The sequence below is a fragment of the Streptomyces sp. S4.7 genome, assembly GCF_010384365.1.
Lineage (GTDB): Bacteria > Actinomycetota > Actinomycetes > Streptomycetales > Streptomycetaceae > Streptomyces.
The window spans coordinates 6,981,793-6,998,812 of record NZ_CP048397.1 but is presented as its reverse complement, the minus strand read 5'-3'; the positions used below and the strand labels follow the sequence as shown (position 1 = coordinate 6,998,812).

The window sequence follows — 17,020 nt, the reverse complement described above, 5'->3', positions numbered from 1 at the left end:
ACCGGACGCACACATGCACTTCCCCGACGACTCAAGGAGCTTGCGCTAATGGAGAACGAGAAGAAGCTTCTCGACCACCTCAAGTGGGTCACCGCCGAGCTGCGGCAGGCCCGCCAGCGGGTGCGCCAGCTCGAAACGGACGGCGACGAACCCATCGCCATCGTCGGTATGTCCTGCCGTCTCCCGGGTGATGTCTCGTCGCCCGAGGATCTGTGGGAACTGGTCTCCAACGGGACCGACGCCATCTCGGAGTTCCCCACGGACCGTGGGTGGGACACCGACTCGCTCTACAACCCCGACCCCGACAATCCGGGCACCAGCTACTCGCGGCACGGCGGCTTCCTGCACGACGCGGCCCAGTTCGACCCCGAGTTCTTCGGTATCTCGCCGCGCGAGGCGACGGCCATGGATCCGCAGCAGCGGCTGCTGCTGGAGACGTCCTGGGAGGCCTTCGAGCGGGCCGGTATCGACCCGACGGCCGAGCGCGGCCACCAGGTCGGCGTCTTCGCCGGAGTCGAGGACCAGGACTACATCAGCCGTCTGCACTCCGTGCCGGAGGAGTACGAGGGGTACATCGGCACGGGCGCCTCGATGAGCGTCGCTTCCGGTCGTGTCTCCTACACCTTCGGTTTCGAGGGACCGGCGGTGACGGTGGACACGGCGTGCTCGTCGTCGCTGGTGGCGCTGCATCTGGCGTGCGAGTCGCTACGCAAGGGCGAGTCTTCGCTGGCGCTGGCCGGTGGTGTGACCGTGATGGCGACGCCTGCCTGTTTCGTGATCTTCAGCAGACAGCGGGCCATGTCCGCGGACGGCCGGTGCAAGCCGTTCGCGGCCGGTGCCGACGGCACCGGCTGGAGCGAGGGTGCGAGCATGCTCCTCCTGGAGCGGCTGTCGGACGCCAAGCGCAACGGGCACGAGATCCTCGCGGTGGTGCGGGGGTCGGCGGTCAACCAGGACGGCGCGTCGAACGGCCTGACGGCTCCGAACGGCCCCGCCCAGCGCAAGGCGATCGAGCAGGCCGTCGTCAACGCCCGTCTGTCGGTGGCGGACGTGGACGCGGTGGAGGCGCATGGGACGGGTACGACGCTGGGCGACCCGATCGAGGCGCAGGCGCTGCTGGACACCTACGGCAAGAACCGCCCTGCTGAGCAGCCGTTGTGGCTCGGATCACTGAAGTCGAACCTCGGGCACACGCGCGCCGCTTCGGGGGTCGCCGGTGTGATCAAGATGGTCATGGCGATGCGGGAGGGCGTACTCCCGCAGACGCTGCACGTGGACGAGCCGACGCCGCATGTCGACTGGTCGGCGGGAGCCGTTGAACTCCTCAGGGAGAACACCCCCTGGGCGGTCGGGGAGGACCGGCCGAGGCGGGCCGGTGTGTCCTCGTTCGGGATGAGCGGCACGAACGCGCACGTCATTCTGGAACAGGCCCCGGCGGCTGAAGTCACCGAGCCCGCAACGGAGTCCGACCCTGAGGACGGGGCGGGTGTGCTGGTGTGGCCGGTGTCCGGTCACACATCCGACGCACTGGGTGCCCAGGCTTCCCGGCTGCACGCACACCTTGCCGCGCACCCCGAGATCACGGCCGAGCAGGTCGCACACGCCCTGACCACCACTCGTGCGGCGCTTACGCACCGGGGTGCGGTGGTCGCGACGGAGTACGCCGAGCTGATGGACGGGCTTGCCGCTCTCGGCGAAGGCACCCCCAGCGCGCACACCGTCACCGGGGTGACGCGACCGCAGGGCAAGACGGTGTTCGTCTTCCCCGGCCAGGGTGCCCAGTGGCCCCTGATGACCGCCGACCTCCTGTCGACCGAGCCCGTCTACGCCCAGAGCATCGACGCGTGCGCGAAGGCGCTGGCCCCGTACGTCGACTGGTCGCTGCGGGATGTCCTGACCGATCCGGCCGGGGAACTGCTGGAGCGTGTCGACGTCGTCCAGCCCGCGTTGTTCGCGGTCATGGTCTCCCTCGCCCGGCTGTGGGAGCACCACGGAACCAGCGCGGACGCGGTCATCGGTCACTCCCAGGGCGAGATCGCCGCGGCCCACATCGCCGGCGCGCTGAGCCTGGAGGACGCGGCGAAGATCGTCGCGCTGCGGAGCAAGGCCCTCACCACACTGACCGGGCGCGGCACCATGGCATCGGTCACCCTGCCGCACGAGCAGGTCACCGAGCAGATCGCCGGATACGACAGCCTCTCGGTCGCCGTCATCAACTCCCCCACCCACACCGTCATCTCCGGCACCACCGAGGACATCCACACCTACCTCGACCACTGCACCACCAACGGTGTTCAAACACGGCTGCTGCCCGTCGACTACGCCTCCCACAGCCCCCACGTCGAAGCCCTCGAAGAACACCTCCTCACAGTCCTCGCGGACATCACCCCGCGGGCCGCGAGCATCCCGTTCCACTCCACCACCCACCCCACCCAGACTCCCACCGACACCACCACCCTCAACAACACCTACTGGTACGACAACCTCCGCAGGCCCGTCCACTTCCACACCACCCTCACCCATCTCAACAACACCGGCCACACCACCTACATCGAAACAAGCCCCCACCCCACCCTCACCACCCCCATCAACCAAACAAACGAAAACCCCGAGACGGACAACGGCAACGACACACCGCTGACCGTCACCGGAACCCTCCGACGCCACCAGCACGGACCCACCCAGTTCCGCCTCGCCCAAGCCACCCTCCACACCCACAACACACCCACCACCTGGCCCACCCCCACCACCCAACCCACCACCCTCCCCACCTACGCCTTCCAACACCAGCACTACTGGCTCAACGACACACCCACACAAGCAAACCTCACCACCGCCGGCCTCACCCCCGCCAACCACCCACTCCTCGGCGCGGCGATACAACTCGCCGTCAGCACCACCCACACCACTGTCTTCACCGGCACACTAAATCAGCGCACTCATCCTTGGCTCAGCGATCACGCCGTCGCCGGTACCGTCCTCTTCCCCGGCACCGCCTACATCGACCTCGCACTCCACGCCGGACACCACACAAACCACCCCCACCTCACCGAACTCACCCTCCAAACCCCCCTCACCATCCCCGAAAACGAAACCGTCCAACTCCAGGTGACAGTGGGCCCCATTGACGAGGGGGGCCTCCGTACGCTGTTCGTCCACTCGCGACGCGCCGACGACGAGCCCTGGACCACGCACGCCGAGGGAACGCTCTCGGTCCAGTCGCCGGTGTCCTCGGCTGCCGACGGCCTCACCTCGTGGCCGCCCGCCGATGCCACCGCGCTCAGCACCGACAGCCTCTACGACGACCTCGCCACCCACGGCTACGGCTACGGCCCCGCCTTCCAGGGGCTCACCGCGGCCTGGCGCGACGGCGACGACCTCTACTCCGAAATCGAACTCGACCCCGACACCGACGTCACCGGCTACGGCATCCACCCCGCACTCCTCGACGCCGCACTCCACACCCTCGCACTGGAGGGCGCCGAGACCGGAGAGGTGCTGCTTCCCTTCTCCTGGACGGCCGTTGAGCTCCACGCCACCGGTGCGACGGCGCTTCGGGTCAAGGTCACCCGCGGTACTCCGTCGACGGTTGAGCTGACGCTCGCCGACCCCACCGGCGAGATCGTCGCCAGGATCGGCGGACTCACGCTGCGGGCGATCGACCCGTCGCAGCTCAAGGCTTCCGGGGCGGCCCGCCCGCACGGTTCGCTGTTCTCGGTCGAGTGGACGCCCGTCCCGGCTCTCGACGCCGCTCCGGCCCCGGACGCCGCCCAGGACTGGAGTGTCCTACCGGTCGGGGTCCCCCTGGAGTCGCTCGGCGACCTGCCCGTACACGCGGCTTTCGAGCCGGTGGACAGTGAGCTGTCGCTGCCCGAGCAGGTTCGGACTGCGAGCGAACAGGCCCTCGCACTTCTTCAGCGCTGGCTCGCCGACCCCGACAACACCCGCCGCCATCTGGTCGTCCTCACCCACGGCGCCGTTACGGCCCAACCCGGCGAACGCCTCACCGACCTCGTCCACGCACCTCTCTGGGGCCTCTTCCGCAGCGCCCAGAGCGAACACCCCCAGCGCATCACCCTCATCGACACCGACAACCACCCCGACAGCACCGACCACCTCACCCACGCCGTCCAGACCGCCACCACCACCGACGAACCCCAACTCGCCCTCCGCGAAGGCAACATACTCACCCCCCGCCTCACCCCCTTCCCCACACCGGAACGTTTCCTGGAACCGCACGACGGTCTGCGCAGGCGGCTCGGCGTGACGGGGAAGGGGACGCTCGACGACCTGGGGCTGGTCGAGTTCCCGGAGGCGGACGCACCGCTCGGCTCCGGGCAGATCCGTATACGGCTGCACGCGGCGGGGCTCAACTTCCGGGACGTGGCGGTCGCGCTGGGGGTCGTGGACGACGCACGCGCGCTCGGTGGTGAGGGTGCGGGCGTGGTGCTCGAAGTGGCGCCGGACGTCAGCCACCTCGCGGTGGGCGACCGGGTGGTGGGTCTGATCGACGGTACGGGGCCCGTCACCGTCGCCGACGCACGGATGGTCACAACCGTACCGAGCGGCTGGAGCTTCGCCGAGGCGGCGACCCTGCCGATCGTCTTCCTCACCGCGTATCTGGGTCTCGTCGATCTGGCAAAGATCCGGCCCGGGGAGAAGCTGCTGGTCCATGCCGGTGCGGGCGGCGTGGGCATGGCCACGCTCCAGCTCGCCCGCCACTGGGGTGTCGAGGTGTTCGCCACGGCCGGCCCGGGAAAGCAGCACGTGCTGCGCGCGCATGGTCTGGACGACGCCCACATCGCCTCCTCGCGCACGCTCGGCTTCGAGGACCACTTCCGTACGACGCTGGGTGATGCCGGTGTCGATGTCGTCCTGAACTCGCTCGCCGGGGACTTCGTGGACGCGTCTCTGCGGCTGCTCGGGAGCGGCGGCCGTTTCATGGAGATGGGGAAGACCGACATCCGCGACGCCGAGTCGGTCCGCGGAGATCGTCCGGGGGTCTCGTACCGCGCCTTCGACCTCGGTGAGGCGACGCCCGAGCGCGTACAGCAGATCCTCGCCGAGCTGCGCGAGCTGTGCGAAGCGGGGACTCTGCGACCGCTCCCGGTGACGACGTGGGACTTCCACGACGCCCGGACCGCGATGAGGTACTTCAGCCAGGCCCGGCACATCGGAAAGGTGGTTCTCACCCTGCCGACCGGGATCTCTCCCGAGGGCACGGTGCTGATCACCGGCGGCACCGGCGTACTCGGCGGACACATCGCGCGGCATCTGGTCACGGACCACGGGGTGCGTGACCTGCTGCTCATCAGCCGGTCCGGGCCGGAGGCGCCCGGAGCGGCGGTGCTTCACGAGGAACTGGCCGGGCTCGGCGCGCGGGTGCGTATCGCCGCGTGCGACGCGGCCGACCGCGAACAGCTCGCCGAGCTGCTGGAGAGCGTTCCCGCCGAGCACCCGCTGAGCGCCGTCGTCCACACGGCCGGGGCGCTGGACGACGCCACGGTCACGAACCTCACCCCCGAGCGGCTGCGCGACGTACTGCGTCCGAAGGTGGACGCGGCATGGAATCTGCACGAGCTGACGGCGGGTTCCGACCTGGACGCCTTCGTGCTCTTCTCGTCGGCCGCCGGTGTCCTCGGCGCGCCCGGACAGGCCAATTACGCGGCCGCCAACGCCTTCCTCGACGCCCTCGCCGCCCACCGGCGGCACCAGGGTCTGCCCACCCTCTCCCTCGCCTGGGGATTCTGGGCCGAGGCCACCGGTCTGACCAAGCACATGGACGCCGACGGACTCGCCCGCATGGAACGCGGCGGAGTCGTCCCCCTCAGCACGGAACTCGGCATACGGCTGTTCGACGAAGGTCTGCTAAGTGGTCGGCCGATGCTGGTCTCCGCCGCGGTGCAGACGGCCAGGCTCACCGAACCCGTACCAGCCCTGCTGCGCGGGCTGACGCGCGGCGGCACACGGCGCGCCGCCGCGAGCGGCAACGCGGACAGCGGCTCCGGACTCGCAGGACAGCTGGCCCGTCTCAGCGGGATTGACCGCCGCCAGCGGCTGCTGGACGTGGTGACCGCTCATGCGGCCGCCGTGCTGGGACACAACAGCGGAACGGCGGTCGACTCCGCGCGGCCCTTCAAGGAGCTGGGCTTCGACTCGCTGACCGCCGTCGAACTGCGCAATCGCGTCGGCGGTGCGACGGGTCTGGCCCTCCCGGCCACCCTGATCTTCGACTACCCGACGCCCGCGCTGCTGGCGGACTTCCTTCTCACCCAGCTCATGGGTACCGAATCGGCGGACGCGGCGCGTCCCGCGTCGCCGAGCGGCACCGCCGTGGAGGACGAGCCGATCGCGATCGTCGGCATGGCGTGCCGCTTCCCGGGCGGAGTGGCCTCGCCGGAGGACCTGTGGCGACTGCTCGAAGAGGGGCGCGACGGGATCGGCGAGTTCCCGACCGACCGCGGGTGGGACACCGACGGCCTTTACGACCCCGACCCGACCCGTCCCGGTACCTCGTACGTGCGGCAGGGTGGATTCCTTTACGACGCAGCCGAGTTCGACCACGACTTCTTCCGGATCAGTCCGCGTGAGGCGACGGCGACGGATCCGCAGCAGCGGCTGCTGCTGGAGACGGCGTGGGAGACCTTCGAGGGCGCCGGCATCGATCCCACGACGCTCCAGGGAAGCGCGACCGGTGTCTTCACCGGGCTGGTCAATCAGGACTATCTGACACGTCTCTCCTCCGTGCCCGAGGAGTACGAGGGCTTCATGGGCACCGGCACGCTCGGCAGCATCGCGTCGGGGCGTATCGCTTACACGTTGGGCCTGGAGGGGCCGGCGGTGACGGTGGACACGGCGTGTTCGTCGTCGCTGGTCGCCCTGCACATGGCCGCCCAGTCGCTGCGGAACGGCGAGTGCGACCTCGCGCTGGCCGGTGGTGTGACCGTAATGCCGACGCCGCATGCCTTCGTCGTCTTCAGCCGGCAGCGTGGTCTGGCGCCGGACGGCCGGTGCAAGCCGTTCGCGGCCGGTGCGGACGGCACGGGCTGGTCGGAGGGTGTCGGCCTGCTGCTGCTGGAGCGGCTGTCGGACGCCAAGCGCAACGGGCACCAGGTACTCGCGGTGGTGAAGGGTTCGGCGGTCAACCAGGACGGTGCGTCGAACGGTCTGACGGCTCCGAACGGGCCGTCGCAGCAGCGCGTGATCCGTCAGGCACTCGCGAACTCCGGGCTGACGGCGGCGGACGTCCAGGCGGTGGAGGCGCACGGAACGGGCACGACGCTGGGTGACCCGATCGAGGCCCAGGCGCTGCTCGCGACGTACGGCAAGGACCGGCCGGAGAATGCTCCGCTGTGGCTCGGATCGCTGAAGTCGAACCTTGGCCACACGCAGGCGGCTGCCGGTGTCGGCGGCGTCATCAAGATGGTCCTGGCAATGCGGGAAGGGGTACTGCCCCGCACCTTGCATGTCGACCAGCCGTCATCACACATCGACTGGTCGGCGGGGGCGGTGGAGCTCCTGACGGAGAACACCCCTTGGGTCGCCGGGGAGGACCGGCCGAGGCGGGCCGGTGTGTCCTCGTTCGGCATGAGCGGCACGAACGCGCACGTCATTCTGGAACAGGCCCCGGCGGCTGAAGTCACCGAGCCCGCAACGGAGTCCGGGTCTTCTTCCGGTGTGGTGGTGTGGCCGGTATCCGGTCACACATCGGACGCCCTGGCCGAGCAGGCTTCCCGGCTGCACGCACACCTTGCCGCGCACCCCGAGATCACGGCCGAGCAGGTCGCGCACGCCCTGACCACGACTCGCGCGGCACTCGCCCACCGGGGTGCGGTGGTCGCGACGGAGTACGCCGAGCTGATGGAGGGGCTGGCGGCCCTGGGCGAGGGTGCTCCCAGTGCGCATGTCGTGAGCGGTGTGACACGACCGCAGGGCAAGACGGTGTTCGTCTTCCCCGGCCAGGGGGCCCAGTGGCCCCTGATGACCGCCGACCTCCTGACGACCGAGCCCGTCTACGCCCAGTCCATCGACGCGTGCGCGAAAGCCCTGGCCCCGTACGTCGACTGGTCGCTGAGGGATGTCCTGACCGACCCGGCCGGGGGACTGCTGGAGCGTGTCGACGTCGTCCAGCCCGCGTTGTTCGCGGTCATGGTCTCCCTCGCCCGGCTGTGGGAGCACCACGGGACCAGCGCGGACGCGGTCATCGGTCACTCGCAGGGCGAGATCGCCGCGGCCCACATCGCCGGGGCGCTGAGCCTGGAGGACGCGGCGAAGATCGTCGCGCTGCGGAGCAAGGCCCTCACCACACTGACCGGCCGCGGCACCATGGCCTCGGTCACCCTGCCGCACGAACAGGTCACCGAACAGATCGCCGGATACGACAGCCTGTCGGTCGCCGTCATCAACTCCCCCACCCACACCGTCATCTCCGGCACCACCGAGGACATCCACACCTACCTCGACCACTGCCAGGCGAACAACGTCCAGACACGGCTGCTGCCCGTCGACTACGCCTCCCACAGCCCCCACGTCGAAGCCCTCGAAGCGGAACTGCTGACCGCTCTCGCGGACATCGTGCCGCAAGCGGCGAGCATCCCCTTCCACTCCACCACCCATCCCATCGACCGGCCCACCGACACCACCACCCTCAACAACACCTACTGGTACGACAACCTCCGCCAACCCGTCCACTTCCACACCACCCTCACCCACCTCAACAACACCGGCCACACCACCTACATCGAAACAAGCCCCCACCCCACCCTCACCACCCCCATCAACCAAACAAACGAAAACCCCGAGACGGGCAACGGCAACGACACACCGCTGACCGTCACCGGAACCCTCCGACGCCACCAGCACGGACCCACCCAGTTCCGCCTCGCCCAAGCCACCCTCCACACCCACAACACACCCACCACCTGGCCCACCCCCACCACCCAACCCACCACCCTCCCCACCTACGCCTTCCAACACCAGCACTACTGGCTCAACGACACACCAGCCGGCGTCGGCAGCGACCCCACCACCCTCGGACTCCAGCACACCAACCACCCACTGCTGCCTGCCACCATCCAGCACCCGGACAGCCACACCACCACCTTCACCGGCACACTCTCACTGCGCACCCACCCCTGGCTCGCCGACCATGCCGTCACCGGCACGATCCTCCTCCCCGGCACCGCCTACATCGACCTCGCACTCCACGCCGGACACCACACAAACCACCCCCACCTCACCGAACTCAACCTCCAAACCCCCCTCACCATCCCCGAAAACGAAACCGTCCAACTCCACATAGCCACCGGCCCCGAAGACCCGGCCACTCAGGACCTCATCCCCGTCACCATCCACTCCCGTCAAGCCGACGACGAACCCTGGACCCTGCACGCCACAGGACAGTTGGGCACTGCCGCCGGCGAGCAGACCGCCTCGGCCGATCTCACCGTGTGGCCTCCCCAGGGCGCCGAAGAGATGAAGGTCGACGCGCTGTACGAGGCGTTCGCGACGCGCGGCAATGAGTACGGTCCCGCGTTCCAAGGGCTCACCGCGGCCTGGCGCGACGGCGACAACCTCTACTCCGAAATCGAACTCGACCCCGACACCGACGTCACCGGCTACGGCATCCACCCCGCACTCCTCGACGCCGCACTCCACACTCTGGGTATCACCGAGGACATTGACGGCGACGTTCATCTCCCCTTCTCCTGGAATGACGTAGCTCTGCACGCAACGGGTGCCTCGGCGGCCCGCGTTCAGGTCACGCGTCTGAACGACACGACAGTCGACGTGGCGCTGGCCGACCTCGCGGGAAGGCCGATCGCCGACGTCGGTGGACTCGTCCTGCGTCCTGTGGATACGGCGCAGTTGGCGGCGGCCGGCACCAGCACCCACAACCGGCTGTTCGCGGTCGAGTGGACCGCGACCGCCCTGGCGAGTGACGCCGACAGCAACCCCGGCGACCACCAATCCTGGACGATCCTCACCGCCGGAACACCCGCCACCGCCCCACCCGAGTCGATCACCCACCTCGAACTCGATCCGGCCGACCCCGACCTGCCCCTCCCCCAGCAGGTCCACCACGCCGCCGCCCAGACCCTCCAGCACCTCCAGGACTGGCTCACCAACCCCGCCAACACCGACCGCCACCTCATCGTCCTCACCCACCACGCCGTCACCACCCACCCCGGCGAGAACATAACGGACCTCACCCACGCACCCCTCTGGGGCCTCATCCGCAGCGCCCAGAACGAACACCCCCACCGCATCACCCTCATCGACACCGACAACCACCCCGACAGCAACAAGCACCTCCCCGGCGCCGTCCACGCCGCCACTACCGCCGGCGAACCCCAACTCGCCCTCCGCAACGGGGACACACTCGTCCCCCGCCTCGCCCGCCACACCCCCACACCCGGCAACACCCTCACCCTCAACCCCCACGGCACCACCCTCATCACCGGCGGCACCGGCACCCTCGGCGCACTCACAGCACGCCACCTCGTCACCACACACGGCGCCCGCCACCTCCTCCTCACCAGCAGGACCGGCCCCGACGCCGAAGGCGCACACGAACTCCACCAAGAACTGACCGCGCTGGGTGCCAACGTCCGCATCGCCGCGTGCGACGCCGCCGACCGCGAACAGCTCACCACCCTCCTCGACAGCGTCGACACGGAGCACCCCCTCACCGCCGTCATCCACACCGCAGGCGTCCTCGACGACGCCACCATCGACAACCTCACCCCCCAACAGCTCACCACCGTACTCGCCCCCAAGGTCGACGCCGCCTGGAACCTCCACCAACTCACAGCCGACCACAACCTCGACGCGTTCATCCTCTTCTCCTCCGCCGCCGCCACCCTCGGCGCCACCGGACAAGCCAACTACGCCACCGCCAACACCTTCCTCGACGCCCTCGCCCACCACCGCCACCACAACGGACAACCTACCACCTCACTCGCCTGGGGCTACTGGGCACAAACCAGCGGCATGACCGCCCACATGACCACCAACGACATCAACCGCCTCACCCGCACCGGAATCACCCCCCTCACCACCCAACAAGCCCTCACCCTCCTCGACACCGCCACCACCCACCCCCACCTCATCCCCACCGCCATCAACACCACCCGACTCGACACGGCAAACGCACCCGCACTTTTCCGGGGGCTTCTGCGCGCGCAGCGCCGTACCGCCGTCTCGGCAAGCGCCCAAGGCGCGGCCGAACCGTCAGCGCTGGCACAGCAGTTGACCGGGCTCGGCCGGGCCGAGCAGCAGGAATTCCTGCTGCGCCTGGTGTCCGGTCACGTCGGCGCGGTGCTTGGGCACGGGGAGGACGCCGTGGCGGCGTCCCGCCCGTTCAAGGACCTGGGAATCGACTCTCTCACGGCCGTCGAACTGCGAAACCGTGTCGGCAGCGCGACCGGGCTGCGGCTGCCCGCCACGCTCGTCTTCGACCACCCCACGCCCGCCGCGCTCGCCGATTACCTGCGTGACACGGTCCTCGGCGTGCTGCAGCGGCCTTCCGAGGCCGCAGCCGTCACCAGCCGGGACAACAGCGATCCCGTGGTGATCGTCGGCATGTCGTGCCGCTACCCAGGTGGCATCCGCACTCCCGAGGATCTGTGGCAGCTCGTTGCCGAGGGCCGCGACGCGATCGGGGGGTTCCCCGAGAACCGTGGCTGGGACACCGATTCCCTGTTCGACCCGGACCCGGACCATGCCGGGACCTCGTACGTCCGCGAAGGCGGCTTCCTCCACGATGCCGCCGCATTCGACGCCGAGCTCTTCGGCATGAGTCCGCGCGAGTCCACGGCCACCGACCCGCAGCACCGGTTGCTGCTGGAGACGGCCTGGGAAGCCTTCGAGCGAGCGGGGATCAACCCGCAGTCGCTGCAAGGCAGCCGCACCGGTGTGTTCACCGGCGTCATCTCGCAGGACTACTACTCCCGGCTGTCCAGCATCCCTGAGGGATACGAGGGGCAGGTCGGCATCGGCAGTGCCGGGAGCGTCGCGTCGGGCCGGGTGTCGTACGCGTTCGGGCTTGAGGGTCCTGCGATCACCGTCGACACGGCCTGCTCCTCGTCCCTGGTGGCGCTCCACATGGCGGGCCAGGCACTGCGGGAGGGCGAGTGCGATCTGGCCCTGGTCGGCGGTGTATCGGTGATGGCGAGTCCGAGCATGTTCGTGGAGTTCAGCCGGCAGCGCGGTCTGGCCCCGGACGGCCGGTGCAAGCCGTTCGCCGCCGGTGCCGACGGCACCGGCTGGTCGGAGGGTGTGGGGCTGCTGCTGGTGGAGCGGTTGTCGGACGCCGTACGCAACGGGCACGAAGTCCTCGCGGTGGTAAAGGGTTCGGCGGTCAACCAGGACGGCGCGTCGAACGGCCTTACCGCGCCCAACGGGCCTTCGCAGCAGCGCGTCATTCGTCAGGCACTGGCAAACGCCGGTCTGTCGGCGGCGGACGTCCAGGCCGTGGAAGCACACGGCACCGGCACCGCTCTCGGCGACCCCATCGAAGCGCAGGCCATCCTCGCCACCTACGGCCAGGACCGGCCGGAGGACGCTCCGCTGTGGCTCGGATCGCTCAAGTCGAACATCGGGCACACGCAGGCGGCGGCCGGTGTCGCGGGCATCATCAAGATGGTCATGGCGATGCGGGAGGGCGTACTCCCCCGAACGCTGCACGTGGACGAGCCGACGCCGCACGTGGACTGGTCGGCGGGAGCCGTGGAGCTGCTCCGCGATGAAGTGCCCTGGGCTGACAAGCCGGAGATCCTTCGACGTGCGGGTATTTCTTCATTCGGGATGAGCGGCACGAACGCGCACGTGGTTCTTGAGCAGGCCCCGGCCGTCGAACCCGTCGAGTCCGCAACGGACTTGGAAGAGACTCCGGGTGTGGTGGTGTGGCCGGTGTCGGGTCATACGGCCCCGGCTCTGGCCGCGCAGGCTGCGCAGCTGCACGCGTGGCTGGAGGACCACCCCGACGCCGATCTCCCCGCCGTCGCCGACGCACTGGGACGTACGCGTGCGACTCTCGATCACCGGGCGGTCGTCTTCGGCACCGAACGCGGGCAGCTGCTGGACGCGCTGGCCGGCATCGCCGCAGGGACCCCGACCCCGCACGGGGTGACCGGGCGGTACCAGGCCGGGAAGCTCGCTGTGCTGTTCACCGGCCAGGGCTCCCAGTACCCCGGGATGGGACACGGCCTCTACACCACCCACCCCGTCTTCCGTGACGCCCTCGACGAGGCGTGCGCAGCCCTGGACCCGCACCTTCCGGTGCCGCTGCTCAGCGTGATGTTCGCCGGGCCCGGCACCCCGGAGGCGGACCTCCTGCACCACACCACCCACACCCAGCCCGCCCTCTTCGCCCTGGAGACAGCCCTCTACCGGCTCGTGGAGTCCTACGGGGTGCGCCCCGACGCACTCGCCGGGCACTCCATCGGCGAACTCACCGCCGCCCACGCGGCGGGCGTGTTCACCCTCGCCGACGCCGCCGTTCTGGTCGCGACGCGTGCCCGGCTGATGGGGGAGCTGCCCGCCGGGCAGGGCACCATGCTCACCCTCCACACCACCCCCGACCACATCACCCCTCTTCTTGAGGGCACCACCCTGGAGATCGCCGCCCGCAACTCCCCCACCAACACCGTCGTCTCCGGCACCGTCTCCGACATCGAGACCCTCACCGCACGCGCGGCCGAGGCGGGCATCCGGACCCGTGCGCTGAACGTCAGCCACGCCTTCCACTCCGCCCACATGGACCCCGTCCTCGACACCTTCCGCACCACCCTCACCACCCTCAACCCCCAGCCACCCACACTGCCCGTCATCTCCAACCGCACCGGACAGCCCCTCACCCCCGAACAGGCCCTCTCACCCGACTACTGGACCGAACAGCTCCGCCACAGCGTCAACTACACCGACATCACCCACCATCTCGACACCACCGGCACCACCACCTACCTCGAACTCGGACCCGACACCACCCTCACCACCCTCACCACCCAAACCCTCCCCGACGCCACCGCCATCGGCACCCTCCACCCCAAACACCCCCACCACCACACCCTCCACACCGCACTCGCCACACTCCACACCCACCACACCCCCCTCACCTGGCCCACCACCACCCACCCCACCCACCACCACCCCACCCTCCCCACCTACGCCTTCCAACACCACCACTACTGGCTCAACGACACCCCAGCAGTGGCAGACCTGGAGGGCCTGGGTCTCGGGACGATCGACCATCCGCTACTCGACGCGGCCATGGAGCAGGCAGACGGAATCGGGGCCGTCACGTTCACGGGAAGGCTGTCCCTGCGCATGCACCCGTGGCTCGCCGACCACTCGGTCTTCGGGAACGTACTGCTGCCAGGCAGCGCGTTCGTGGACCTCGCCCTGCACGCCGGTGACCACACAGGGCACGCGCACCTCGTCGACCTGACTCTGGAAGCCCCCTTGCTCGTTCCCGAACAGGGCACAGTGCACCTCCAGATGATCGTGGGCTCGGAGAATGATGACGGCGAACGTCCCGTCACGATCCACTCCCGCGCGGGGCGGGACGAGCCATGGGCTCTGCACGCTTCAGGGCGGCTCGGCACTTCCGCAGCCGGTCCCGCTGTGGATCTCAGCGTCTGGCCGCCGGCCGGTGCCGAGGCACTGCCCGTCGAGACGCTGTACGACGACCTGGCCGTCAAGGGCTACCAGTACGGCCCCGTCTTCCAGGGCCTCACCGCAGCGTGGAGTTCGGGCGACGACGTGTACGCGGAGATCACGCTCGGCGAGGACGCCGACCCGGACGGCTACGGCATCCACCCCGCACTCCTCGACGCCACCCTCCACGCCCTCGGCCTGACCCCCGGCACAGACCAGCAGGACGAAGACGGGTACGAGAACGGGAAAGCCCAACTCCCCTTCTCCTGGAGCGGAGTCGACCTCCACGCCACCGGCGCGTCGACCGTTCGCGCCCATCTCCGGCACACCAGCGAGACGACAGCGGAGATCACTCTCGCGGACGGCGCCGGACAGCTCGTAGCCAGGATCGAGTCGCTGTCGGTACGTCCTGTGGATACGGCGCAGTTGGCGGCGGCCGGGACGAGCACCCACAACCGGCTGTTCGCGGTCGAGTGGACACCCCTCACCGCGGCCGCCGACGCATCCGCCACACCAGAACTGGTCCCGCACGACCTGATCCTCGCCGGCATCACGCCCGACGGCCTCACCTCCACCACCGACACCTGCACCCACCTCGACCACCACACCGACCTGCCTCTTCCCGAGCAGGTCCACCACGCCGCCGCCCAGACCCTCCAGCACCTCCAGGACTGGCTCACCAACCCCGCCAACACCGACCGCCACCTCATCGTCCTCACCCACCACGCCGTCACCACCCACCCCGGCGAGAACATAACGGACCTCACCCACGCACCCCTCTGGGGCCTCATCCGCAGCGCCCAGAACGAACACCCCCACCGCATCACCCTCATCGACACCGACAACCACCCCAACAGCCAGCAGCAACTCACCCACGCCATCGCAACGGGCGAACCCCAACTCGCCCTCCGCAACGGGGACACACTCGTCCCCCGCCTCGCCCGCCACACCCCCACACCCGGCAACACCCTCACCCTCAACCCCCACGGCACCACCCTCATCACCGGCGGCACCGGCACCCTCGGCGCACTCACAGCACGCCACCTCGTCACCACACACGGCGCCCGCCACCTCCTCCTCACCAGCAGGACCGGCCCCGACGCCGAAGGCGCACACGAACTCCACCAAGAACTGACCGCGCTCGGCGCAGACATCCGCATCACCGCGTGCGACGCCGCCGACCGGCAACAGCTCACCGCACTGCTGGACACCATCCCCGCCGAACACCCCCTCACCGCCATCATCCACACCGCAGGCGTCCTCGACGACGCCACCATCGACAACCTCACCCCCCAACAGCTCACCACCGTACTCGCCCCCAAGGTCGACGCCGCCTGGAACCTCCACCAACTCACAGCCGACCACAACCTCGACGCGTTCATCCTCTTCTCCTCCGCCGCCGCCACCCTCGGCGCCACCGGACAAGCCAACTACGCCACCGCCAACACCTTCCTCGACGCCCTCGCCCACCACCGCCACCACAACGGACAACCCACCACCTCACTCGCCTGGGGCTACTGGGCACAACCCACCGGCATGACCGCCCACATGACCACCAACGACATCAACCGCCTCACCCGCACCGGAATCACCCCCCTCACCACCCAACAAGCCCTCACCCTCCTCGACACCGCCACCACCCACCCCCACCTCATCCCCATCACCATCAACACCACCCGACTCGACACGGCAAACGCACCCGCCATCCTTCACAACCTCGTCCGGACCCGTCGCACCACAGCGGCAGTTGCGGCGCAGCAGCCTTCCCGGCTGCTCGCCGAGCTTGCCGGTCTGGACGACGAGAAGCGGGGCGAGCGAATGCTCGTACTGGTGACGAGCGAGGTGGCGGACGTTCTCGGGCACGACAACGGGCACGGCATCGAACGCACCCGTCCGTTCTCGGAGTTGGGGTTCGACTCCCTCACCGCCGTACAACTGCGTAACCGCCTGGGAGCACTCGTCGAGCAGCCGCTTCCGGCGACTCTCGTCTTCGACTACCCCACGCCGCTCGCACTCGCGGAGTACCTCCGATCGCGGATCACGGCCCGAAGCGCTGCAGCAGGAGGGCTGGTCACCGTCGACGACCTCAACCGTCTCGACGCCGCACTTTCCGCCAGGCGGGCGGACGACTCGGAACGCGTCGCCATCGTGGAGCGTCTCGAAGTCCTGCTGTCGACTCTCTCGGTGTCCGGCGCACGGTCGCGCGAAAGCAGCGAGGACGTACTCGATTCGCTCCGCGAAGCCAGCAATGAGGAGCTCTTTAGCTTCGTGGACAAGGATCTCGGACTCTGAGCCCAATCGGCTCTCCGGGACGCGGTCAAAGGTCAGCAATCCATTCGGGTAAGGCAATGGGAGCAGTACA

At 69.2% G+C, this 17,020-nt stretch carries 1 protein-coding gene; it reads left to right on the top strand.

Annotated features, from left to right (window positions below; genetic code table 11):
- Positions 1-48 precede the first annotated feature (48 nt).
- Positions 49-16,950 (top strand): type I polyketide synthase, encoded by a 16,902-nt coding sequence (locus tag SSPS47_RS30775; RefSeq protein WP_164253764.1) that lies wholly within the window; start codon positions 49-51, stop codon positions 16,948-16,950.
- Positions 16,951-17,020: the final 70 nt, after the last annotated feature.

Excerpts from the sequence above, each read along its gene's own strand:
- SSPS47_RS30775 (WP_164253764.1), top strand. The coding sequence starts at position 49 with ATGGAGAACGAGAAGAAGCTTCTCGACCACCTCAAGTGGGTCACCGCC.